The organism is Paenibacillus sp. NPDC056933, assembly GCF_042674385.1.
Lineage (GTDB): Bacteria > Bacillota > Bacilli > Paenibacillales > Paenibacillaceae > Paenibacillus.
Map to the genome: position 1 here is coordinate 2,768,996 of NZ_JBHUQN010000001.1, position 25,044 is coordinate 2,794,039.

Below are 25,044 nucleotides of genomic sequence, written 5' to 3' on the forward strand. Positions count from 1 at the left end.
AAAACCAACCAAGATTGAAGAATACTAACTTCCGATCCTGAGCCGCTAATGATAAGGGCTCTTTTCGTTTTCTTCATCTTTATCTCCGTTCTTGCGACAGGTGTAGACAATATATTCTTTTCAACAAATAGGAGGCATTGGAATGGAACAGGTAGTCAGGATATTCGGCATACAGTTGCGGAAGCTGGTAAATGTGCTGACATGAGTCTTGTGATGGCACCTGTTCCGGGACCAAGCTCTACGATTTTTTGAATTTCATTCCATCGGACAGACTGGATTATTTTTTGTTGCCAGAAGTTTGGAGCTGGGCAGAATACTACCCACTCGTTTTGGATTTTTCAGAAAAGCTTGCAGAAAAAGAGATGATTTAGATCTGTTCACTGATATGTCCTCCCTTGTTGTATGACTGGACCTTGGAAGGCAAATTTAACTGAAACGTAAATACGTTATGGATATGCTGAAGTGTTAAGCTGCCTTGATGTAACTCTGCAATATTCCTCGCGATGGAGAGGCCCAGGCCAGACCCCGTTTGTATGCCTTCGCTGCTCCTTGAATAATCAACCTTATAAAATCGCTCAAACAGCTTATCTTTCTGTTCATTCGTAAGAGGTGTTCCTTTATTCTCTATCTCAATCGTAATATGTTCAGGGTGCCTGTTCATTCGAATGTAAATTGTTCCTGGCTTCAATGAATATTTGAGGGCGTTCATTAGGAGATTATCGATGGCACGTGCAATCTTATCACTGTCCATGAATGCCATGACCGGATAATCGCCGATATTTTTCTCGATATGAATGCCATTCTCCAGGGCCAAGGGCTCGAATTCAAATAATAACTGGTCCAAAAGTTGAAATAAATCAATCCTCTTTAGATTTAACTGGGTATCGACAGAGGTAAGCCGTGTATATTCGAATAGATCATCCAGCAATTTTTTCAGATGCGTTGCTTTGTTGTGCGCGTTTTCTACGAACCGGGTATATTCCGCTTTATCTTGAAAGGAATCTGTTCTCAGAAGCTCAATATAGCCAATAATACTTGTCAGTGGTGTACGCAGATCATGTGAAATACCTGTGATCATATCCATCTTGGATTTCTCCAATTCACGTTCCTTCACAATCTGTCGTTGTAATTGTTCAGTCATGTGATTGATGTTGGACGCGACTCGTCCCAATTCATCCTGACGATTAACGGATACCCGGTAGTTCAGGTTCCCTTCAGATATGAGCTGAAGTCCTTGCTCCAATGAGATCAGATCTCTTACAATTTTCCGAGTAGATATCAAAAAAGTAAACGTAAAGATCAAGATAAATATGGGTGTCAGCACATAAGGGAAGATGTTGAGAAGCCATCGCCACTCCAGCCCTTCACTGATTTTCGAAAAAATCGTTATAAGGATATTATTGATCAATACAGAGCCAACAATTGAAATGATAAAACTAATCACCATTCGATTGAGAATATGAAGCTGTATTTTTTTCGTCTGTTTCGATTGGCCTGATGGTTTACTCAATTTTATATCCAACTCCCCACACGGTCTTAATATATTGTGGTTCTCTTGGATTCATTTCCAGCTTCTCCCGCAGATTACGAATATGGACCATTACCGTATTATCCGAGTACCCATAGGGTTCTTTCCATACGGTTTCGTAAATCTTTTCTGAACTAAATACTTGTCCGGGATGACTGGACAGCAGAACCAGAATGGAAAACTCCAGAGGTGTTAGTGGAATGTCGTTCTCTTTCAGCTTCACGGAATGTTTACTTGTATCAATAGCCAGGTCCCTAATCAAAATGAGTGAATTGAATTCTGCTTTTCCAATTAAAGATTGACGCCGAAGTTGAGCCTTAACACGAGCCAGTAATTCTAACGGATTGAACGGTTTAACCATATAATCATCGGCTCCCGTTGTGAGGCCAGTAATTTTGTCAATGTCCTCTTCCTTGGCAGATAGCATAATAATGGGAGCAGACGAGATTTCTCTTATTTTCAAACAGGCTTTGATTCCGTCCATAATCGGCATCATGACATCCAGAATTACGAGGTGAATCAGGGTTGTTTGTATGACACGCAGTGCTTCTTCTCCATTGGCTGCTTCAATGACGTGATATCCTTCGTTACGCAAATAGACATGGATGACGTCCCGAATATCGGGTTCATCATCGACAACGAGTACAGTATGCATTAATCAACGCTCCTTTAATCTATGTGTAAACGATAACCGAAGAATGTTTAAATTGTTTCCTTTTTGCGACAGACATAAACAAACGCAGGAGGGACGTTCAAAGGCTCAAAATCAATTGTTTCAATGATAAAATGTTCGGATAACAGCTTTTTCATCTGAAGTGAATATTGAAAGGCGATGAATAATCCTCCAGGTTGCAATGCCTTATAGATCTGATCTACCAAGGTATTTCTTAATTCAGGCTCAAAGTTGAAGAATGGCAATCCGCTAAAAATAAAATCCAGCTGCTGAACGCCTTCTTGCTTCATGGATTCTACTAAGTGAGCAGCATTCGGATAACAGGAGAAGCTCGGGTATGCGACCTTCAGATTATTTCTCATGATCTCATCCATCTCAAATAATAACACTTTCGTTGAATCCTGTACTTGTTGACGAATACGCTGAGTGATGGCCCCGGTGCCTGCACCCAATTCGGCGACAGCTTTAGCTTCGGGCCATGGTGCGTGACCAACCATTCTGCTGGCTAGAAATCGGGAACTGGGGATGATACTACCTACATTTTTGGGATTGTGCAGAAAGCTTTTTAGAAATAATATCGTTTCATTGGAATTCATGGTTCTACCTCCGTGGGATAAGTATGATGTCAAAATGGATTAAAACTGAAATAAATGAAGTGCAGATAGAAGGGGATATCCCAAATAGGTGCCTGCTATAAAATAAGTTATGGTCCACAATAAAGCGCTGGAATAGGAAACAAGAGCAAATTTTCTAAATTGCACACTGCTTATTCCAATCACCAATGGAAGAACATATCGCAAGATGGGAATAAACAAACACACACACATCGCCCAATTGCCGTATTGGTCCAATAACCGTTCAGCCTTGATGAATTGCTTATTATGTTGAAATCTGCATTTTAACTTTGGCCCAAAAAATGATCCTGCAAAATAAGCAATCGTAATGGCCGTTAAAAGTCCCGATAAAATACACAAGTATGTGATCCAGCAGTTGATAACACCGGTGTGACTCAGAATGGCTCCGCTGATAATCGTGATCTCGTTTGGAATCGGTATTCCGAAAGGCCCCAGGGAGAAGGCAAAATAAAAAATCAGATAGCCATACTGGTTAAACAGTTCCAAAATCGTATTACTGATCATTGTTTTACCTCCTCTCTTGTCGATATTTAAATCATAATGAAAAAAACTGAGGAATTAATGCGTATAAATCTGAAGAAAAACTAAAGATTACATAAATAAAGCCAAACAAGTACGTTCAAAAAAAGCCTTGCCACTTGGATGGCAAGACTTATAGTTCCGGCAAGTATAGTCCTTTATAAGTGAGAGCAGTGATTGTACACGTTTAAAAATGATGAACATCATCAAAAAGACCTCCAGTCTCGTTAGAAGACTGAAGGTCTTTTCGATATGTGTTACTGCCGTGTACTTGCGTTTCGGCAATTCATTGCTGTATCAATGCAGTTATCTGATCTGTTTGACTCAAGCCTGCTTGGTTTTAAGTCGAATAACGTTCCACGATGCTTTGTTCAAAACGGATTGGACTTTACCCTGATCCAACTTCGTATGTCCGCCGTTGTGCGGAACTACATTATTGGGATTGGACTTGGTGTTGACGGCTTTCAGATCAGGATTCTCGAGTACAATATGCTCGATGAAGGTAGTTTCCCCGAAGGAACGCAGATCTACATTGAGTTCCATCTGTTCGTCGAGATGTCTATTGACCGCGAAGATGGTGATCATGCCATTCTCTTCATCATGAACACTGATGGCTTCCAGATAAGGCACATCCGTGAAGTCTTTGGAATCATATTTTGGTGAAGAGACAATGGAATGAAGCACAGTCCCACGTCCGAAGTTGGATGCATGCATAAACGGGAAATACGTCGTCTGGAACCAGATCGCTCCGTTATTTTCCGTCATGATTGGTGCAATTGTGTTAATCAGCTGCGCAAGACAAGCCATTTTCACACGGTCCGCATGCTTGAGCAAAGTAATCAGATAACAGCCCACTGCTAGTGCATCTTCATGAGTATACACATCTTCAAACTCTGGAGGTGCAATCTGCCAGCGTTCTTCCATACGACTTGTGCCGATTGAGTTCCAGACATTCCATTCGTCCAGGGAAAGCATCAATTTCTTTTTGCTGCGTTTTTTGGCTTGCACATAATCACAGATCGAGGCAACGCTGTCGATAAATTGATCCAGATCCAGCGATGTAGCCAGGAAATTGTATGTGTTGTCTTTGTTATTGTTGTAGTATGCGTGCAGGGACAGGTAATCCACATTCTCGTAGGAGAGATCGAGGACTGTCGCTTCCCATTCCGCAAATGTACTCATGCCACGGCTGGAGCTGCCGCACGCCACAAGCTCGATGTCCGGGTCAACCCATTTCATCGCTTTGGCCGTTTCGTTGGCAATACGTCCGTACTCATGTGCGGTCATCGCACCGATCTGCCAAGGTCCGTCCATTTCATTACCCAGGCACCATGTTTTGAACTTATGCGGGTCTTTGTAGCCGTGAGAGATACGCAGATCACTCCAGTATGTGCCGGACGGATGGTTGCAGTATTCCACCAGATTTCTTGCAGCGTCGATACCTCTTGTACCAAGGTTGACTGCCATCATGACTTCGGTTCCGACGAGCTTGGCCCAATCCGCGAATTCGTTAGTGCCGACCGCATTGGTTTCAATCGTCCACCAGGCCAGCTCAAGTCTGCGTTTCCGTTCTGCTACCGGGCCAACACCGTCTTCCCAATTGTAACCGGATACGAAATTCCCGCCAGGGTAACGGATAATGGGTACGTTCAGTGCTTTAATGGCTTCAATCGCGTCCTGACGAAAACCTTGTTCATCCGCTGTCGGATGACCCGGATCGTAGATGCCACCATAAACGGCACGTCCCAAATGTTCAACGAAGGAACCGTAAAGCCGCGGATCAACTTCGGCGACCTGAAAATCTTTATCGATAAGCATTTTGGATGTAAGCAAAATGAAAACCTCCATAGAATTAATTAGTGGGATTAAACATGACTGTCAAATCGAATTGAATTCGCTTAAAAGCAAAATCAAAATATTGATTTGTTATCTAATGTGTATCATAATGCCAATATAGGAGCAAGTTTATTTTATAGGGTTCGCTAAATAACGAATTCAAAAACAGAAAGGACGCGGAATCCATGATGCTTGGTACGGATGCATCTTCACTGATCATATACGAGGCGCTTGCAAGCGAAGCGCGTTTAAATATCGTTCGTCTCTTGCTGCAAAACCGGGAAATGCATATCAACGCGCTTGCCCAAGAGCTTTATCTGAGCAAAGCCATCGTGAGTACTCATGTAAGCAAGCTGCAAAAGGCCGGGATTGTAGGCAGCCGAATGAAGCGGGAGAACGGTGGAACATATAAATATTGTTATATTCTGCAAGAGTTCATGATGATTAATCTGTCACCGGAACCAAGCGATGTATCATTTCACGAGGTGTCCATTCCGGTAGGGCAATACACAGATTACGAAGCGTGGCCAACTTGCGGCATAGCGACGACAACCCGGATGATCGGACAATATGATACGCCGGCCTGTTTCATGGACCCGGACCGGGTCCATGCCGGAATACTCTGGTTAGCACGCGGATTCCTCGAATATAAAATCCCTAATTATCTGTATAAAGATCAGGAACTAAGGGAGATTGAAATCTCACTGGAGCTTGGTTCGGAGGCTCCGCAAGTCAATGAAAACTGGCCGTCGGACATCCGTTTCTCTCTTAACGGTCACCACCTCGGAACCTGGACAAGTCCCGGTGACTTTGGCGACCGCAAGGGCAAACTTACACCGCAATGGTGGAAATCCGACGTCAACCAATATGGTGTGCTGAAAGTGCTGCGTATCAATCGGGAAGGTGCCTTTATCGACGGCCAACGCATCTCGGATGTCCGCATTCATGATCTGGATCTCCACTCGGCCACATATTGGACCTTTGGATTAAGTCCGGAAGAAGGAGTGCCGGGGCGGGGCGGACTTACGCTGTTCGGGAAGGGCTTCGGTAACTACGATCAGGATATCCTGATCCGATATTATTATGATGCCCCGTATCCTCAATAACAGAAGGCAATGAAAAGGAGATTCTTAATCTTTTTGATCTCAAGAATAGGATGTACGTTTTATGTCAATCCAAATAAAGACAGGAGATTTGGAAGTGTATAACTATTCCAGAACAATGGTATTGACAACGATTACATAGCTGGTTTAGAATACAGCTAATAAGGAGTGTCACTGATTCGATCAGGCACCACCACAGTCTGGAATTCACAAGTTTGTTTAAGCTTGTGTTCTGGACAATGGTGGTGCTTTTTGCATATTAGGGGGGTGAACACATCATGAGGTTCAAAAAATCGCTTAACAACAACATCGCCCTGGCGGAAGACGCCGAAGGCTGCGAGGTCATTGTGATTGGGACAGGAGTTGGCTTCAAAAAAGCAAAGGGGCAGTGGATTGAACGGGACCAGATTCAAAAAACGTTCAGAATCGGATCGAATGACAAGTACCAGCGATTGGAGCAGTTTTTCAACGATATACCGCTGCACGTCATTGATATTACCGATCAGATCATTGAAGCAGGACAGACTATCATTGGAAAAAAGCTGAATGACTCCATCCTGTTAACGCTTGCTGATCATATTCACTTTGCCCTGGATCGCTATAATAGCGGCGTGGAGATAGGAAATCCGCTACACTGGGATATCCGCCATCTGTATCCTGCGGAATATCGCATTGGAGAATACGCCGTGGAACGAATCAACGAAGCTTTTCAAGTATCCTTGCCTTCTAGCGAAGCAAGCTCGGTTGCCCTTCATTTTGTGAATTCGCAGTTCGATTCCGGCAGCATGAACCAAACGATCAAAATCACTAAAATCATTAACGACATCCTGGAGATCATGTCCCATCATTTTGGGATTGCATTGGATCAGGAATCAGTGAACTATTCCAGATTCATCACTCATTTGCGCTACTTCATCGTCCGCCAAATGAATCGGGAGGTACTATCGTTCAAGGATCAGCATTTCTTGTATGACGTGCTATCGGAAAGGTACCCTTCAAGCTTCCAATGTGCGCAAAAAATAAAGGAGTTTATGGAACGGCAGCATGAGTTCACGATTACTCCTGATGAGATGGTTTACCTAATGATTCACATCGAGAGAGTGACGTCGCATTCCGATGCGGACTGAACATCACGTTTGAATAAGAATTGAATATGGAGTGTTACTGATTCGATCAGGCACCACCAAATGTTACCGACTCTGCACATGCAGCGGACCGGTTTAGCATTTGGTTTTTTTTTCGCCAAAAACAGAGGAGGAATCAGCATGAACCACAGGGATCTGTCCACGGAGATCATCCAATTAACAGGAGGAGAAGAAAACATCATCCAGGCCTGGCACTGCATCACCAGACTCCGCTTCAATGTTAAGGATGAGAAGAAGGTTCAACTGGAGCAGATTAAGAAACTGAATGGTGTCCTGGGTGCCCAGTTTCAGAACGATCAATTCCAGGTCGTCATCGGAAATAACGTCGCTGCGGTATATGAGGAATTGGAGGGTCAACTGAAGCAGGGCACCTCTACGGAGCATGACAAACAGGCTCCGCGCTCCAGAGGCATCAACGCCGTTTTGGATACCATCTCGGGCATATTCACACCGATTCTGCCAGCTATTGTAGGCACTGGTATGCTCAAAGGAATTCTGGCATTGCTGCTGACTTTGGGAGTGTTGCACGAAAATAGCGGCGAATATCAGGTGCTGGCGTCCATCGGTAATGCTGCCTTCTATTTTCTGCCTTTCCTGTTAGCCGTATCGTCCGCTCGCAAATTTAAGGTGAACGAGTATATCGCTCTGACGCTTGCAGGCACACTGTTATATCCGACCATTCTGGATGCTTTCAATGCCAATCATCTTGAACCGATTCGTTTCCTTTCGCTCCCGGTGTCGATCGTGAATTACACGCAGTCCGTCATACCGATTATTCTGGGTGTGTGGTTGCTTAGCTACGTGTATCGCTGGGTAGACAAGGTTATTCCAGGGCCGGTAAAAGTCATTTTTACATCGATGATTGTTCTGGTCATTACGGTTCCGGTTCTGTTGATTGCCATCGGCCCGTTAGGTACTTACATCGGCACTTATTTGGAAATGGGTACATCGTGGCTCTTCACCCATTCCGGTCCTTTGACGGGAATTATCCTTGGCGGTTTGATGCCATTAATCGTCATGACGGGGATGCACTATGCATTTTTCCCGGGCACACTGCAAAATTTGAGCAAACTTGGTTATGATGTGCTTTTGTTACCCATCAACCTCGTCACAAACATGAGTCAGGCTGGCGCGGTAATGGCGGTGTTTCTCAAAACGAAAAACCCCAACATGAAGTCGATTGCACTGTCGAGTGGCATTTCCGCTTTACTGGGCATTACGGAACCTGCGTTGTACGGAGTTACGCTAAAGTTGAAAAAACCGTTCTACGCTTCGCTCGTTGGTGGAGCCGCAGGCGGTGGGTTTATAACAGCAGTTGGCCTGAAATGTTTTGGCTTTGCTGTTCCCGGATTGCTGTCACTGCCGTTATACATCGACCCGAAGGGTGGGATGTCGAACTTCTGGTATGCGTTAATTGGAGTCGCCATTAGTTTCGTCGTTTCGTTCATCTTGACTTTGATGCTGAAATGGGATGATTCCGAGCCACAGCCCTCGGTATCGTTAAACTCCCCACCGATGGAAGTGAAACCTGAAACCTCGCCGAAGGAAAACGAATTGCCAGTCACGGTTCGTTCCATCGAAGAGAAGAAAGGCGAGGTACAGAGTCCACTTACCGGAGAACTTGTTCCACTTGCAGAGCTCCCAGACAAAACATTTGCGGACGAGCTGACAGGTAAAGGGATTGCAATCAGACCGACAGAAGGCAAAGTGACCTCACCTTTTGACGGAACAGTCACGATGGTGGCCAAAAGCAAACATGCCATTATGCTTCAATCCACGGACGGGATTGATATACTCATCCACGTCGGACTAAATACGGTCTCGCTCAAAGGGAAGTTCTTTGATGTCAAAGTGGTGGCGGGACAAGAAGTCCGCTCGGGTGAAATACTCGTTGAATTCGATTTGGAGAATATCAAGGCTGTAGGACTGGACATCGTTTCACCCGTCATTGTGGCGAATACGCCGGATTATCTGGATGTTGTGCCAGTACATGTGAAGGGGGTGATTTCAATGAATGAATTGCTTCTTGTCACCGTTCGCTAAATGTTTTTTTACATTTATTCATATGAAGTAATCTTAATTTTAAACTCAAACTATCATATAAAAGGAGCATAACCATCATGACAAAACAAGAAAATAAACAAGTATTCCCAGCAGACTTTTTGTGGGGGGGCGCTACAGCAGCCAATCAGTTGGAGGGAGCATTTGATGCTGACGGGAAAGGGTTGTCCACTTCGGACATGGCTCCATTCGTACCCAAGGAACTTCGCAATGGCAAGGATTTTACCTTTGATGTCAATTCCGTTGAGCTTGAGGAGTTTTTGAGAGGAAACACAGATGTATATTTCCCAAAACGCAACGGAGTAGATTTCTATCATCGTTATAAAGAAGACATTGCCTTGTTCGCCGAGATGGGATTCAAAGTATTACGGATCTCTATGGCATGGACACGCATTTTCCCTACAGGGGAAGAAGAGGTTCCTAATGAAGCGGGTCTGGCGTTCTATGACAATGTGCTGGATGAGCTTTTGAAGCATAACATCGAACCGCTCGTGACCATCTCCCATTACGAAATGCCTGTACATCTCACTCAGAAATACAATGGTTGGGAAGACCGCAGGCTCATTGACCTGTATTTGAAATTCGCCAACACCCTGTTTGACCGTTATAAAGACAAAGTGAAATACTGGATTACGTTTAATGAAATGAATATGATCCTTACAAGCCTGTATACGGGTGGCGGTATCCTTGAGGATAAAATCAAAGGCAGCAAAGAGCAGGTTGCTTACCAAGCGACGCATCACCAGTTTGTAGCGAGCGCACTGGCTGTAAAAAGCGGTAAAGAGAAGATGCCAAACGCCCAAATCGGCTGCATGATTTGCCGTCTGGAAACGTACGCCGCATCAAGCAAACCTGAGGACGTTCTGCAAACGCTGAAGGAAGATCAGATGAATCTGTTCTATCCAGAGGTTCAGGCACGAGGTGAATACCCGTCCTACATGAAGAGATATTTTGAGGAGAACAGAATCGAGCTGGTGAAGGAACCTGAGGATGATGCAATTATTAAGAATAACACGGTCGATTTTATTGCATTCAGCTATTACATGACCTACATCGGAAAATACGACCCCAATGACAACAGCAATTCCGGTATGCTGGTTAGTCAAGTGAAAAACCCTCACCTGGAAGTTACTGAATGGGGTTGGCCAATCGATCCAATCGGTCTTCGTGTTGCACTGAACCGTTTGTACGACCGTTATCGGATGCCTTTATTTATCGTTGAGAACGGTCTTGGTGCTACCGACAAGCTGGAGGAAGATGGCTCCATTCATGACACCTACCGGATTGACTATCTGCGTCGGCACATCGAGCAAATGAGAGAAGCCGTAGCGGATGGTGTGGATTTGATGGGCTTCACAAGCTGGGGACCTATCGACATTATTAGCTGTTCCACATCCGAAATGGGTAAACGTTATGGCTTCATTTATGTAGATCAAGACAATGCCGGGAACGGTACGCTGCAAAGATACCGCAAAGACTCGTTTGACTGGTATAAACAAGTTATTGAGAGTAATGGGCTAATTTTGTAACAAGCATAAAAACGAATGAATAATTAATATCATATCTGTATAGTTCGTAATTAACTGTGAACAAATCGGTTATTTCGTTGACAATGAATGTTATATTTATTAAAATACGAAATGGACATCAGGTTGAACAGATATGAGTATCCATATTTTTGGTTTAAGAAGCTTAGCTGTTAAATCCTAATGACGAATATAGGAGCGATATTATCACAATCCTATATTCGATTAGGATTTTTTTGTTTTTAGCTTTGGAGAATAATTTGAAGGTTGGAGGCTATCTTTACCATGGACAATTGGTTCAAACTAAAAGAACGAGGCACGAGCGTTTCAACAGAAATCATCGCAGGGATCACGACATTCTTCACGATGGTATACATCGTTATCGTAAATCCAGGAATACTCAGCAGCACGGGAATGGACTTTAACGGAGTATTCATTGCTACGGTGCTGGCAAGTATTGTGGCGACTCTGATTATGGGGATATGGTCCAATTATCCGATCGTCTTGGCGCCCGGTATGGGTCTGAATGCATTCTTTGCCTATAGCGTAGTCGCCGGGTATGGCGTTTCTTGGCAGGTTGCACTGGGAGCCGTATTTATAGCAGGGATTTTGTTTATTATTTTATCGCTTACTTCATTTCGTTACATGTTGCTTGATGCCATTCCTGCAAGCTTAAAACATGCCATAACAGCAGGGATTGGACTCTTTATCACAACGGTAGGCTTGCAAAATTCCGGGATTATTGCCGATTCAGAATCGAATTTGATAACTCTCGGGAACTTGGCAGAGCCGATGACTTACCTGACCCTTATCGGATTGATTATTACGGTTGTGCTTATGGCTTATAATGTGAAAGGTTATCTGTTCATCGGAATGGTGATTACAGCGATACTTGCCTGGATCTTGGGTCTATTTCAAATGCCGGAATCAATTGCATCCATGCCGCAGGGCATTACGACAACGGCTTTCCAACTGGATTTGGCAGGCGTATTCTCCAATGGCTTGTATACGATCATATTTACTTTCCTGTTGATCACGCTGTTTGATACGACGGGTACGATGCTCGGCGTTGCTGAACAAGCAGGGCTGCTGAAGGACGGTAAATTTCCGCGCTCACGCGGTGCCCTATTGGCAGATGCTGTAGGGACTACCACTGGCGCTTTGCTCGGAACGAGTCCAACCTCGGCTTACATCGAGTCCAGCACAGGGGTGGCTGCGGGAGGAAGAACCGGACTGACGGCAGTAACGGTTAGTGTACTGCTTGCTCTTACTTTGTTCTTCACACCTATCGTGAGTGTGATATCAGGAATACCGGCGATCACTTCTCCGGCACTGATCATTGTAGGGTACTTTATGATTAACGTAATCAGCAAAATCAATTGGAAGGATCTCGAAGAAGCATTTCCTGCCTTCCTGATTATCATACTCACTCCGTTAACTCACAGCATTGCAACAGGAATCGGCGTAGGATTTATCTTCTATCCTGTACTCAAGCTGCTCCGCGGAAAAGGCAAGGATGTTCACCCGATATTCTACATTTTTGCGGTGTTGTTCTTCATTCAGCTTGTATTCCTCGACCACTAAGAACTGTTAAGAAACTGTCTAATCAATGGGGCTTTTGAAAAGCCCCTTTTCATATTAGCGTTTCGGCATTTTGCTCTCATCCATGTACAGCAGGTTCCAGCGGTGTCCGTCCAGGTCGGCAAATCCAGCTCCGTACATCCAGCCGTCCATTTCACTCGGCTTGCCAAAGATCTTTCCTCCGGCAAACTCCACTTTCTGAATAAAGGCATCTACTTCTTCTCTGCTTTCAGCGCCAATGGAAAATATTACTTCTGCGCTATGGGAGGTATCTGCGATTTTTGAACCTGTAAATTTCTCAAACGCCGCATCCGGGAACAGCAGAATCGTTGTTTGGCCTATGACAAGCTTGGATCTCTCGTTACCAACACTCACCGCATGGAATCCAATCTCATTGAAAAAGGCAGTTGACCTCTCAACATCTTTGACCGGCAGGTTAATCCAAATTTCCTGTGACATGGCTGTAGCCTCCTGGAATATATTTTAACTATTTTTACTATACTCTAATTCTCGCAGCAGAAGCGAAATCTTATAAAAGAAACTGAAAGGAAGCCATATTCACATCAATGAACAAAACCTTTGACACTTGTTTATGGAAACATTTATTATAGCTTTAGTATTTTTTGTTTTATTCCTATAGTAAATGCCATTAGAAAGTAGGTAGACATTACATATGATTCCATTAGTATATGACCAGATTAACCATTGGGGAAGAGACGATGAATTTTTCTTAGCACTGCTAAAGAAATTAAATGTAGAATCTATAGCGGACCTAGGCTGTGGAACAGGGAGGTGGACTACTCATCTTGCTCAAAACGGTTATATCATCACGGCTATAGACCCTAATGAAGAAGCGATTGATGTGGCAAAAAGTAAAGATCATCCAGGCAATGTAAATTGGATTGTAGGTGATAGTACAGATTTACCATTCAATACGTATGACGCGGTGATCATGACAGCCAATGTTGCACAGGTGTTTCTTACAGATGATAGTTGGGAGCAAGTCATTTCAGATGTCATTCAATCCCTAAAAGTTGGAGGTCACTTTATCTTTGATACAAGAAACCCTTTGGCAAAAGTATGGAAAGAGTGGGAGATGGACAAGACTCCTGACTTAGCAAAAGACAGACTTAGTGGAGATTCTCTAGAAATCTATACCGAATATGAAGGGTTTGAGGGAGATGTTTACACTTTCTATGAAATTATAAAAAATACAAAGACAGACGAAGTCCTGATTCATGAAAAAATGCAGATAAGGTTTCGAACTCAAGAAGAATATGATAAGTCGTTAAAACAAATCGGATTTACACAAATTGAAACGTATGGTGATTGGGAATTTAAGCAAGCGAATTCTTCTGAAAATAAATCGTTTATTTATCATTGTGTGAAATAGAGCAGCATGGGGCTCCACTCGAACCTTAACGAGGCTAATCGCTGGTGGGGGTGCACTTCTTCTATTTTAGTAGGAATGCCCCATTATTTTTTTATGTTTACTGTCCAAGCAAACAAGTTACCTATGAATATATTATATTATCTTCGTGATAAGGAGGTAACACCATGACAACATTTCTGGATGCGAGAACATCGCAAAATGCAAGTTTGGCAAACTCGATCGCTATACCCATCCTGGTAATTAACACACCACAATTGTTTGGTCAGATTGGTTTGCTAACAGCAGGGGCTGGAGCTAACCCTAGAGTGCAGTTAAAAGGAACCGTTTCTGTAACATTACCGCTGGCTCTTGTTGGGGTTACTATAACGATTGTACGCGGTACGCTGGCAACAGATCCTGTGATCTATTCGGCAACGTCCACATTTAGTTTGAGCGTGCTTGCACCTCAAGTGATTACGTTCTCAGCAGATGATTTTAATCCACCCATTACTCCTCAATTGACGTATACTGCTTTTATCAGTTCTAACTTGCTTGGTACAATCCGTGTAGGACCTGAGAACTTCGATGGATTTGTTGTATCGGACTAATACAAAAGATCTGAAATTATAGAAACAAGAAGATATTCACCTTTATTATACCAGTTTTTATACTGGTATTTTTTGTCTATTTCCGTTCAGTCTGGCGGCAATGAATGCTTCCAAGGAAACTATTGATATTCTACTAAAACAAAATATGGAGGCGCTATACCTCAATAAAATCAAAAAGGCAGTCGATCAATGTGATCGCCTGCCTTCTTGGGTTATGACTCGTTTATAGAACTTCGAAAACGATGAGCATCGACTTGAAATAAACAATTCGAATTCATTGTACAGGGAAATCGAATGTGATTAATCCAGTTGCTGCAGCCCATTGAACCACACCGATTTTATCGACAAGGTATCTGAAATATGAGTGGTTGGATCACCGTCTACAAGAATAAGATCAGCGCGCGCACCTTCGGTAATACGACCGCGGTCGTGAAGACCAAAGCAACGAGCCGGTTTGGCAGTAGCCGACTGAAGAGCTTCGATCGGAGTGAACCCGGCCTTCACCAGCAGCTGCATTTCGTGGTGGACACTGGCACCATGAGCAAGGCCGCCAAGATTCGGAACGGGAACCGGCGCAACATCCGTCCCTACCAGAATATCAACTCCGGCTCGGTGAAGATCCATCACATTCTGAAAGCTGTTCTCCATATTACCTTGCGGAAACGTATTGAAGCTTGAGTTCAAAATATCGATCCAGTCTGGACTTAACTTGGAATGAACACGTGGATCATTCGCCAATTCCGATGCCGGATTTCCTATAATCGATGAATTCAACACCAAGCACGGTATAACAAAAGCGCCTGAACCCGCTATGGACTTCACTAAGTCGGATGTGTACTCGGGTCTGTCGATAAATAAATGGCCTAAACCGTCGACTCCAAAATCGATAGCTTCTTGCGATGAAAGAGCCGTCAAGACGTGGGCAATGACCAGCTTATCCAACTTGTGGGCTTCTTTCACGGCTGTTTTTAAAATCTCGTCACTTAGTACAGGCAGGCCAGGTGCCCCCATGACCGTTCCTTCTTCAATCATGACCTTAATATAGTCGGCTCCATTTTCCACCTGGGTATGCACATGCTTAATCGCTTCTTCCGCTGTTGTCACTTGCGGTATTTCTTCGTGATCGTGAGCGTATGCAGCCAACATTGCTTCCCGATCTTCCTCGGATAACTTCTCTAGCTCCTTCAATACGAATTCCGGTATTTCATCTCCATCGGGCAGTAACTCATCTGGGTGTCCACCCGGAGCGCTGATCGCTGTGCCGGCAGAACGGACATCAGCGACGTCATTTACATTTTTCAACTGAATCTCGCGACCTCTTTGAGTAAAATCGCCGTTCATTTCGAGTTCGGTTGTAACGCCGAATTTTAAGGCATCTCGTAATCCTCCGATCGAGGTGTGGACATGTGCATCAATCAGACCAGGCAGTAGAGTCGCATTTTCTCCATCGATAATCGTTGCATCTGCCGGAAGATCTCCGCCCACTGAAATAATGGAATCCCCTTTAATGACAATATGTCTGGGAGCAATAATTTGATCTCCATCAAAAATACGTACATTTGTAATCGCCGTAACTTGTTCTAACGCATGATTTTGAATGACCTTCTCCATGTGAATTCCTCCAAGTGTTTGTTGTTTAACAATTAGAATATTAACTGTTAGTTTCCTAACTGTCAACAAACTAATTTTAATTTGACAAGCATGTAGGATCACCGTATAGTTAGGTTACTTACAATTAGATTTCTAACAATGACAGGGAGGTCAATCATGAAGTCCCCAAAGGATACACTTTATCTGGATTTGTTTCAGATTATTGGTCTCAAGTTAAAGAAGAGAGCAGACGAGAGTATAAAGGAGCTGGGGTTAAACGCTCAACAAGGGAAAGTGATCGACTATATTTATCAGAACCAAGATAATCATATTATTCAAAAGGATCTTGCAGATCGGTTTCATCTACGTGGGGCCAGTATCACCAGCATGCTTCAAGGTCTAGAGCAAAAAGGGTTCATCGAGCGCAAAATTCCTACCAATAATGAACGGCAAAAAAATATATATGTATTGCCAAAAGCGATTGAACTGATTGAAGACTTTCAAGAATCATTCCAAAAGGTGGAGGAAGAAATCGTTCAAGTCCTTACCGACGAGGAGAAGCAAGTTTTAAAGAAATTGTTGATCAAAATCAATGAGCGCATATGAAAAAGGTGAATTCTATCCATTTTTGGAGACTTCTTCAAACGAATAGGTGCCTTTCACAACTAGTAGAACGAAAGATGTCCAAATAAGGTTTATGATGGGAACGAACGTTTTTTGCTATGATCAAAATTGATTTGATGTCAAAGGAAGAGATTCTAGCCCATTGAAAGTCGTCATCTTTAACGGTTTTTTTCGTATTATCAGGTCAGCCGGCACTTAGTGGTTGGCCTTTTTTGTGGTTGTTTTACGCTGAGGTGCGTGAGTTATGTAGGTTTGGGAAACAAAGCATTAATGGAGTGACTGAATATGAATATAAATGATGATACTAGGATCGTGGTCAACTCCCCTGGACTGGTCAGATCATGTTTATGGCGGAACGAATTGGTTAATGTAACTTTGAACATATCAGTCCATGCAGACAGGAGGTACTTAGGATGTATACGGATCTTCAAGGACAGACAGTTGTCATTACGGGAGCTGCTACCGGCCTGGGAGAAGCAATGGCACTGCGTTTTGGTAAGGAAAAAGCAAATGTTTTGATCAATTACTACAGTAGTAATCAGAACATACAGCCCCTCATTGAAAAAATCAAATCGTACGGTGGGCAGGCCATTGGAGTAAAGGGAGATGTCTCCAAGGAAGAGGACGTAAAGGAGCTGGTGCAGGCGGCGCATGAACATTTTGGCTCCCTGGATATTATGATCAACAATGCCGGCATTGAGAACGAGGTTCCGTCAGAGGAGCTGAGTTTGAAAGACTGGAAACGGGTCATTGATGTGAATCTAACCGGAGCGTTCCTCGGTTCAAAGGAGGCCGTGAATTACATGCTGGAGCATGATATCAAAGGCCAAATCATCAATATTTCCAGTGTACATGAAGTTATCCCATGGCCGCATTTCCTTCATTATGCCGCGAGCAAGGGCGGGGTCAAGATGATGACTGAGACGCTAGCACTGGAGTTTGCGCCAAAGGGAATTCGTGTGAACAGCATCGCACCGGGTGCAATCAACACACCCATTAACGCAGTTAAATTCGCCAATCCCAAACTGCGGACATCGGTTGAGGATTTGGTGCCGCTCGGTTACATCGGAAAGCCGGAAGAAGTTGCAGCGGCTGCCGTATGGCTCTCCTCTTCGGAATCCAGCTATGTTACAGGTATTACCCTGTTCGTTGATGGAGGCATGACAAAATATCCTTCCTTTCAGGGCGGCCGTGGGTAAGCGACAGACTCAAACGAAGCATACGCAGACCGAGCAGCAGTTGAAATGTTAAAAACCAGCCTACTATGTATTTTTAATAGGGGCTGGTTTTTTTTGTTACTTGATGAAGGGAAGAAACTACATAAACAAAAAAAATGAATCGCATGACCATTTTGATAAACATTGGCTTGATGCAATTCATGATGAAGTTTGTAGGAAAGGGTAAGGATTTGAGGAGAAGCAAGTTGTCCCTTAAAATGTATCCCATGTGCTATCCGAGGAGTTCTTTGGCTCCGTTCATCATTAAGGGCATTGTCTGTTTAACGAATGATTCCGCACTTAATTGACACCCTTCATTGTTCCAAACGTAAGCGGCCCCATACATCCCCCAACTTAACATGATAGAAGATGTATTTATTAATAAGTACGCGTTTGGACTTGATAGCATCTTGTCTTTATCTATAAAGGATAGGAGAATCGATTGGATTTTTTCCTTTATTTGAATTTCGAATACAGATCCAAGCGATGTATACCTTCTTTTGCACATCGTGCTTAAACCCTCGTGAAAATCGCATACACCCAGAAAAACACTCTGAATGGTTTCTTCATTTAATACTTCGTGACCGTTTATTCTGCGATTTATGATTGTCATGAATGATTCCATTAATTTTGCTTCCAGAATCTCAAATTTATCGACAAAGTGCGCATAAAAAGTCGCTCTGTTAACCGTTGCACGCTCTGCAATATCCCTAACGGTTATCGATTCAAAATCTTTTTCTTGAGTTAATGAAGCAAAGGCGTCCTGAAGGAGTCGCCGTGTACGTTTCACACGAGGATCAGCATCATTTTTTTTAATTGTCATCGTTAAGATCCCCCCCCTAATAAAACGACATTATAGAAGTTGTGTTGTCTATCCAACGGTTTATGTTTATTGATGATTGCGTACCATTCGGTTGGTATTATACCATATAAATACAACAAGTGTTGTTCAAACTACTTATGTTGTATTGAAAGAAAATAAAGAATGCTGCTTTTCAAAAGGGAGGAAAGAAACATGCCGGTTTCACAACCATCTGTAACAATGGGGCATCAACTTTTTTTTGATGTTATTGGAGAACGCCGTTCGGTTCGTAGTTATAATGCCGAAGCCAAGATTTCGCGGGAGGAATTGACCGACATATTGCGACAAGCCACGTTGGCTCCTTCAGCCGCTAATCTGCAGCCATGGCGTTTTCTCGTTATCGATTCGCCGGAGCTGAAGCAGAAGCTGCTTCCAATCGCATTCAATCAACAGCAAGTCGTCGAGGCTTCGGCAGTCATTGCGGTACTCGGAGATTTGGAGTGTTATACATTGGCCGAGAAAATCTATGGAATGGCTGTCGAAGCGGGTTACATGCCTGCAGAAACAGCTAAATCGTTCGTGGAACGCTATACTGGGATGTATTCGAGCATGCCACCCGAGGCTATCCACGAAAAAGTGTATACCGACGGGGGGCTAGTATCGATGCAGCTCATGCTTGTCGCCCGTGCTAAAGGCTACGACACGGTATCGATGGGCGGCTATGACAAACAAAAGTTCAAGGAAGCTTTCCGCATATCAGAACGCTATATTCCGATTATGTTAATCGCCATTGGCAAGGCTGCGAAGCCCGGACATCCGACGGTGAGGTTGGCAGTTGATGATGTAGCTTTCTTTAACGAAATGCCTAACTAATAACAAAATGTAAAAGACCCTGGCGCCCGCATAAACAACGGCAAACTATGGTCTTTTACAGGTTAAGCCCTCACGGAGGATACTCCCACATCTACGTTATACAGGGAGGACTTATGGGGAGAATGGTTTGACTATAAAAATGAACCAATCGATACTTTCATTGATACTAATTGAAACACTTCACAATCACTTTATCACGTTACTTCGTTCATTAAGCACAATTGAATCCTCAAAACAATTTCTAAGTCCTACTCATGGAATCATGAGCTTAGATGTTGCAAAAATCAACTTAAAAATCGAATGAGTGGGTTGTCTAGTTAACAAAAGGGGCAGGCGTATGAGGAACTTCTTCGTTATGGCTCCCTTTATAAAGTATACTCATGCTGGCAATGGACAACCCTTAAGGTAAAATACGATATTACGCGGGAGGTCTTCGAGCCTTGAAGTTTGAATTAGGACGTTGCTTACTGAATGAACGATTGATGGAGTCCGGAAAGTCAGCGGAATGGCTGGCTAAAGACTTGCTTTTTAAACCGGAACGAGTCTACGACTTTATCGAAAACAAAAGAGTGATGCCACTCAAAATTGCCATATCGATCGCCGATTCTATCGGTTGTGATGTTCGTGCCTTGTATGAATTAATTCCGAACGATAACTAAATTACATCAAGGAGGCAGCCTGCCAAGTGAACTGCACCCCATTTGTTAGACTAAAGAATGGAGGTGCAGTTTATGAATCAGGCTGCTCTTTTATTGGGGACGCGACGGATCGACCTGCGAGGAATCTTGGGGAAATGGGTTCGTTCAACATACACTTGAGCATAGAACTATACATATACTAGCAAACTCTCCCGTGATAACTTTTCACAGGAATTTATTCTTTGCATGACAGTTGTCATATTGACTATAGAAGGTGAACGGATTAACATTTAATTCAATGATAGTTAAAGCTATCAAATTGTATAAAAAAGTATCAACCCAATGAACTTAATGAGCAAAATACATTGTCGTGAAGGAGGACAAACATGTTGATCAAACGCTCTATGGGTACGATCACTTTCTCTAAAATCGGTGAAATCCACATTACAGTTGAAGGATTCACTCTTTCTTCCGAACCTTTAAATTTCAAATCAGTCCGATGAACAGGAGCATCAATAAGATGACAACAATTTCAATCGACAAAGCCAGTTCTTATTCGTTACTCGGAGCCAAGCTTCATGTAATGGCAATTGGCAAGATGGCTCACTCCATCGCAGGTTCAAATAATCAGAACGTAGTCGATGCTGCATTCAGAAAATTATGGCAGACGAAAAACAATCGTTTTAGTCATCAGTACGCATATGAAGCAAAATTAGGAGAGAAAACCTATGGAATGATCTCTCATGTTTGCCAGTCACAGTTCTCGATCAGTTGACCGGGTCTACGATGAAACAATTGTTTTTGCTTAGAAAAATGGGACTCGTTTTGTACAATTTGGTTCGCCCAATGGGGTTATTTTCCACCTTAACACTAAAAGAAGGATTTCAAGGTGAATTTCATATTGCTTCACTGGCAACGATGCCTGAAAGCAGAGGCATGGGTATAGGTTCCCAGCTTATTCATTTCGCTGAGGAGGAAGCTATTTCACAAGGTTATGCATTCAGTTCCTTAACAGTGAAAAAGGAGAATCATCTGGCAGCTAGATTATATGGAAAACTCGGCTATGAAATTACCTCAGAAATTAATAAACCCACGATGTCGTTATACAGAATGGTCAAGAAACTGAAATGATTTGATGATTTGTTGAATCCCAAACCTGTGCTGCATTTGGTCTGTTGTATGGTTGGAGCAGACGAGTCATTGAATTTTTGAATTGCAGATGTCGATTTGTATATGGGAAATACCAAAAGATCTCTTCACTAGTGAAGAGATCTTTTGGTGTACAACAACTTTTAAAAAAAATCACATTACATAATATAACGGATGAGAGCGTGAATCCACTTGCAAGGCACTGTTATGGTGTCTAATGTCCACCTGTATTGGAAGCCCAGACAGGATACCAGCCCAAGGCCGGATTTTCATTGTTGTACAGTACCAGATTGCCGTCAGTTTGCATGATCAACACATTGCCTCTAAGATTGGCTGGCACATTGTCTGCTCCATACCATGCCTTAGCCCACGCCAGGTTATCCGATGTCCAATAAGGTGTGTTTTGCGGATCGGATATGACCAACTTGCCGCTGAAATAATTAATCTGGAGTTTATGTATTCTCGTGTCTTTAGTCTTTGAGTTCCATATCATCGTGCGAGACTTGACGTCCCAGATCTGCGCATCACCATAATTATCAAATTGAAACGAAAACCTGTTATTGTTTGACACTAACCCTCCACCAGCGACATTATACATTGTGTCATAAATCAGCCGATCTCCACTCGCAGCGGAAGTCACAGGGGAAAATGGAATCAAAAACATGAGCATGGCAAAACAAGATAAAAAGACTTTTTTCATATAACATCCTCTTTTCCTGAATCTGTTTTAAGTTCCTCGTCAAATATATCATATATTTTTCTTTTATGGATAAAAATTCAACAAAATACAAGGAACCATACTGGATCGGGAAGAAGAAGGGGATTCGGTTCAATCCTTTCTAGAAGAATTCTTCTTAATATTTAATACCTCAAATGCTTCTTTTAAAAAATCCATGGTATGCTTAGGCACCAGCGACTCATAGGGTTTTACGTTTTTATACAGTTCTTCGTTATTTACCTCGTCATTGAAAATCAGATTACGTACTGGAGTATCTGTTAATATGCCATGCAACTGCTGCTGTATGACAGGATGATCTGGTTTAAGATCGTTTACGATAGCTCGATGGACAAGCAATAACAAATTGTATAGTTGTCCATCCAAGTACGTTTGCTTCGAGATATCCTCTGGAAACACCTTATCAATAATATCTTTAGAGAAGTACTTTTGAAGCAGTTTTTTTTGAGCCTCCTCAACACGCATGGAATTCATAAGCAGCATGAGTATTTCTGAGTTTGATTCATGGAGTTGATCTTGCTCGGTTAACCATTTTATTCGTTCAATTAATGCTAAAGAACAATCAATTGCTTCTCTCCTCTGTTGAAGGGATTGTTCTTGAACTCTAATTATTTCATTGAAAGAATATTTCGGATCTTCCAAACAGGTTTTAATTTCGTTTAATGAAAGACCCAGACTTTGCAATAATTGAATTTCATGAAGCCTTTTAAAATCCTCATTGATATATACATAATGGTCATTTTCATTTTTTTGTGAGGGCACTAAAATTCCAAGTTGTCGATAATGTCGTAACGTACGAACCGTTGTGTCTGCTAGCTTTGCAAATTTACTCACCGTTAATCTCATCTAATTTCCTCTTTTCAAGAAATCATTTTTTGTATTTTTTCGCCAGAATAATTCCAATAGAAGTATTATAAATTCCATGGGCAAGCATTGGCGGGATTAACGACCCGGTAAAATAAAAGAGTAGTGCAAAAATCAACCCATTTACAAACACACCTATAAGGATACCGGTTGCACCTTTATATTGTGGAACATGTATTACCCAAAATAGAAAAGTGCTTATTAGAATGACTAGCCAATCCACTATTAAAGAGTATCCAATAAATAATCCGATCAGGACACCTCTAAAAAAGAATTCTTCAAATACACCACCACCTATTGCAGATACAGCTACACCACTTGGTTTGATCATTATTTTTTTAATCATATCTGATCCTTCGGTTTTTGGTAGTTCTGTTCTTGTTTTGAAGAATGTAACTAAAACAATAGTGGTTATAAACAAACCAGAAATAAGACCTATGATGATTGCAGATATAATACTAATTTCGTTTGGTATAAATAAGGAAGCTATAAAAGGTAACATTTCTCCCCGTTTAACTATTCCAATAATAACCAATCCAATAAAAAGAAATGCTGTTAGTGTTAGTGATGCTCTCAACAGTATTTTGTACTGTTCCTTTGCCTTTGCCTTTGTTACAGTCATAATTAAAACTCCTTTTATCTAATTTTTTTCATTATAGATTGTGACGTAGCGTCCCCCGCAACATTTGCTTTTTGTTCAGAAAAAAAAGTTCTTATCCCAAACGGAGGGCAAGAACTTTGTCTAATATCTGATTAGGTGTAAAAAATGATGAATATAATTACGGTTACGGGCAATTCTAACCTCTAGAAATTAAAGAAGAAGATGAGGAGGGATAGTTATGATCCATAAGCCAGCTTTATTGATTATAGATGTGCAAACCGGATCTTTCATGAATCCTCTCTTTATTCATAACAGTGAAAAATTATTAACCACCCTATAATTATTCTAACGGGGACGAGAATTATATAAAGAAACAACAAGATGCTGCCGCGAAAATATACGGCAGCATCGTTACGCTAAATGGATTGCATATTCAGCAATAATTAATCTTTACCAATTATGAGGGATACTATCGGAGACTCATAGCAATTGAATCGCAGGTGAAGATATAGAGTACATACTTGATGATTTAGAAAGTTTCCATTCTTTAAAATTACTAACTGATTCTTACTTGTATTTGTGTTAAATATTCATCTTCAATTGTGGTTTCTCGATTGTCAATTTCGTAGATTTCAAAAGGATTGCCTAGCAACTGCAAGTTGTTGTCCTTTGCATAATTAATTACTTCAAATATTTTTTGAGAAGTTTGATGATAACCTCCGCGGTAATAAAAAGTCAGATAATCTCCTTCAAGAAGAATATAATCATATTCTTTTTCATTTTGATCCAAAATAAAAAACACAGAGTCAAATATTATTGGCTTATTTACAATCATTTCATCAACTTTCACGGAAGACGCATAGATTTGATTAGCAAAATCAAAGATCCTATTCTCGTGCTTGGAATGAAGCTTTTTAATGGCAAAGTCCATTTCTTCATCTCTGGTTATTCGCAAATTAAGCTGAAGACATGGGCGATCCGGAAACTTCACTACTTTGAATTCGCCAGTTTTTATTTCCGAATTGGCCGATATAACGTTTACCCTTTCATTAATCATTTTCCCTCTTTGTTGCAGTTTGTTAATTCGCTCCTGTATAAGCCTTTGTTCTTCATATAGAATTTCCAAGGTCTTATCAAGGCTGTGGTTATCCAGATAATCTTTGATTTGTTGCATAGAGAAATCAAGTAACCGTAGATCCCTTATTATATTCAATTTGCTAATGTCCTTAAGGCTATAAATTCGATAATTATTCTTTTCACGTTGTGGTTCTAAGACACCTAATTCTTCATAATAGCGTAACGAATCGACGCTAATTCCATATAGTTTTGATATTTCACTTATTTTGTAATAGTCTTTCAACAC

The 25,044-nt window shown here is 42.1% G+C and carries 23 protein-coding genes and 1 pseudogene; 12 read left to right on the plus strand and 12 right to left on the minus strand.

All coding sequences use genetic code 11. The features are described 5' to 3' along the window. Positions 1–367: 367 nt before the first annotated feature. The 5 genes from ACFTRD_RS12340 to arfA form a co-directional block, all read right to left on the minus strand. Entirely contained in the window at positions 368–1,510 is a 1,143-nt protein-coding gene (locus ACFTRD_RS12340; RefSeq protein WP_379380156.1) for a sensor histidine kinase, read from the minus strand. Continuing rightward, on the minus strand, positions 1,503–2,183 hold the full coding sequence (locus ACFTRD_RS12345; RefSeq protein WP_379380158.1) for a response regulator: 681 nt from the start codon (positions 2,181–2,183) through the stop codon (positions 1,503–1,505). Before ACFTRD_RS12345 ends, ACFTRD_RS12340 begins: the two co-directional genes overlap by 8 nt. A 47-nt stretch (positions 2,184–2,230) precedes the next feature. Next, on the minus strand, positions 2,231–2,797 hold the full coding sequence (locus tag ACFTRD_RS12350; protein WP_379380160.1) for a class I SAM-dependent methyltransferase: 567 nt from the start codon (positions 2,795–2,797) through the stop codon (positions 2,231–2,233). Positions 2,798–2,836: 39 nt separating this feature from the next. Continuing rightward, positions 2,837–3,340 carry a DedA family protein gene (locus tag ACFTRD_RS12355; protein WP_379380162.1) on the minus strand — a complete coding sequence of 168 codons (504 nt, stop codon included), beginning with the start codon at positions 3,338–3,340 and terminating at the stop codon, positions 2,837–2,839. A gap of 339 nt (positions 3,341–3,679) precedes the next feature. After that, positions 3,680–5,173, minus strand: a complete 1,494-nt coding sequence (gene arfA, locus ACFTRD_RS12360) for an arabinosylfuranosidase ArfA (protein ID WP_379381338.1) — start codon at positions 5,171–5,173, stop codon at positions 3,680–3,682. A 203-nt stretch (positions 5,174–5,376) separates the two neighbouring features. Between arfA and ACFTRD_RS12365 the strand changes: the two genes are divergently transcribed. The 5 genes from ACFTRD_RS12365 (at position 5,377) to ACFTRD_RS12385 (ending at position 12,610) form a co-directional block, all read left to right on the plus strand. Then, positions 5,377–6,297 (plus strand): ArsR/SmtB family transcription factor, encoded by a 921-nt coding sequence (locus ACFTRD_RS12365; protein ID WP_379380164.1) that lies wholly within the window; start codon positions 5,377–5,379, stop codon positions 6,295–6,297. Between the two features lie 275 nt (positions 6,298–6,572). Next, a complete protein-coding gene (licT, locus tag ACFTRD_RS12370; RefSeq protein WP_379380166.1) occupies positions 6,573–7,421 on the plus strand; it encodes a BglG family transcription antiterminator LicT in 849 nt (282 codons plus the stop codon). Between the two features lie 138 nt (positions 7,422–7,559). After that, a complete protein-coding gene (locus tag ACFTRD_RS12375) occupies positions 7,560–9,482 on the plus strand; it encodes a beta-glucoside-specific PTS transporter subunit IIABC (protein ID WP_379380168.1) in 1,923 nt (640 codons plus the stop codon). A gap of 77 nt (positions 9,483–9,559) precedes the next feature. Continuing rightward, positions 9,560–11,029 (plus strand): glycoside hydrolase family 1 protein, encoded by a 1,470-nt coding sequence (locus ACFTRD_RS12380; RefSeq protein ID WP_379380170.1) that lies wholly within the window; start codon positions 9,560–9,562, stop codon positions 11,027–11,029. A gap of 282 nt (positions 11,030–11,311) precedes the next feature. Further along, on the plus strand, positions 11,312–12,610 hold the full coding sequence (locus ACFTRD_RS12385) for an NCS2 family permease (RefSeq protein ID WP_379380172.1): 1,299 nt from the start codon (positions 11,312–11,314) through the stop codon (positions 12,608–12,610). Between the two features lie 54 nt (positions 12,611–12,664). On the opposite strand, the gene ACFTRD_RS12390 is transcribed toward ACFTRD_RS12385, so the two are convergent. Further along, positions 12,665–13,066 carry a VOC family protein gene (locus ACFTRD_RS12390; RefSeq protein ID WP_379380174.1) on the minus strand — a complete coding sequence of 134 codons (402 nt, stop codon included), beginning with the start codon at positions 13,064–13,066 and terminating at the stop codon, positions 12,665–12,667. Positions 13,067–13,280: 214 nt separating this feature from the next. Here ACFTRD_RS12390 and ACFTRD_RS12395 point away from each other — a divergent pair, with 214 nt between their 5' ends. Further along, on the plus strand, positions 13,281–14,000 hold the full coding sequence (locus ACFTRD_RS12395; protein WP_379380176.1) for a class I SAM-dependent methyltransferase: 720 nt from the start codon (positions 13,281–13,283) through the stop codon (positions 13,998–14,000). Between the two features lie 164 nt (positions 14,001–14,164). Beyond that, positions 14,165–14,587, plus strand: coding sequence for a hypothetical protein (locus ACFTRD_RS12400; RefSeq protein ID WP_379380178.1), 423 nt, complete (start codon positions 14,165–14,167; stop codon positions 14,585–14,587). Between the two features lie 300 nt (positions 14,588–14,887). On the opposite strand, the gene ACFTRD_RS12405 is transcribed toward ACFTRD_RS12400, so the two are convergent. Beyond that, complete coding sequence (locus ACFTRD_RS12405; RefSeq protein WP_379380180.1) at positions 14,888–16,198, minus strand: amidohydrolase family protein; 1,311 nt, start codon at positions 16,196–16,198, stop codon at positions 14,888–14,890. 156 nt (positions 16,199–16,354) lie between these two features. Between ACFTRD_RS12405 and ACFTRD_RS12410 the strand changes: the two genes are divergently transcribed. After that, positions 16,355–16,783: a MarR family winged helix-turn-helix transcriptional regulator gene (locus ACFTRD_RS12410; RefSeq protein WP_379380182.1), complete on the plus strand. Its 429-nt coding sequence runs from the start codon at positions 16,355–16,357 to the stop codon at positions 16,781–16,783. A gap of 431 nt (positions 16,784–17,214) precedes the next feature. Further along, on the plus strand, positions 17,215–18,000 hold the full coding sequence (locus tag ACFTRD_RS12415) for a glucose-1-dehydrogenase (RefSeq protein ID WP_379380184.1): 786 nt from the start codon (positions 17,215–17,217) through the stop codon (positions 17,998–18,000). 250 nt (positions 18,001–18,250) lie between these two features. On the opposite strand, the gene ACFTRD_RS12420 is transcribed toward ACFTRD_RS12415, so the two are convergent. After that, positions 18,251–18,841: a TetR/AcrR family transcriptional regulator gene (locus tag ACFTRD_RS12420; protein WP_379380186.1), complete on the minus strand. Its 591-nt coding sequence runs from the start codon at positions 18,839–18,841 to the stop codon at positions 18,251–18,253. Positions 18,842–19,033: 192 nt separating this feature from the next. Between ACFTRD_RS12420 and ACFTRD_RS12425 the strand changes: the two genes are divergently transcribed. The 3 genes and pseudogenes from ACFTRD_RS12425 (at position 19,034) to ACFTRD_RS12435 (ending at position 21,462) form a co-directional block, all read left to right on the plus strand. Then, positions 19,034–19,693, plus strand: coding sequence for a nitroreductase family protein (locus tag ACFTRD_RS12425; RefSeq protein ID WP_379380188.1), 660 nt, complete (start codon positions 19,034–19,036; stop codon positions 19,691–19,693). Between the two features lie 440 nt (positions 19,694–20,133). Further along, entirely contained in the window at positions 20,134–20,352 is a 219-nt protein-coding gene (locus ACFTRD_RS12430) for an XRE family transcriptional regulator (protein WP_192267278.1), read from the plus strand. A 499-nt stretch (positions 20,353–20,851) separates the two neighbouring features. Next, a pseudogene (locus tag ACFTRD_RS12435) lies at positions 20,852–21,462 on the plus strand (GNAT family N-acetyltransferase). Positions 21,463–21,694: 232 nt separating this feature from the next. Here ACFTRD_RS12435 and ACFTRD_RS12440 read toward each other — a convergent pair. From ACFTRD_RS12440 to ACFTRD_RS12455, 4 genes are all read right to left on the minus strand, one after another. Further along, positions 21,695–22,180, minus strand: a complete 486-nt coding sequence (locus ACFTRD_RS12440) for a hypothetical protein (protein WP_379380190.1) — start codon at positions 22,178–22,180, stop codon at positions 21,695–21,697. 129 nt (positions 22,181–22,309) lie between these two features. Further along, a complete protein-coding gene (locus tag ACFTRD_RS12445; protein WP_379380192.1) occupies positions 22,310–23,062 on the minus strand; it encodes a MerR family transcriptional regulator in 753 nt (250 codons plus the stop codon). 22 nt (positions 23,063–23,084) lie between these two features. Beyond that, positions 23,085–23,702, minus strand: a complete 618-nt coding sequence (locus ACFTRD_RS12450) for a CPBP family intramembrane glutamic endopeptidase (RefSeq protein ID WP_379380194.1) — start codon at positions 23,700–23,702, stop codon at positions 23,085–23,087. Positions 23,703–24,237: 535 nt separating this feature from the next. After that, positions 24,238–25,044, minus strand: a complete 807-nt coding sequence (locus ACFTRD_RS12455; RefSeq protein WP_379380196.1) for a MerR family transcriptional regulator — start codon at positions 25,042–25,044, stop codon at positions 24,238–24,240.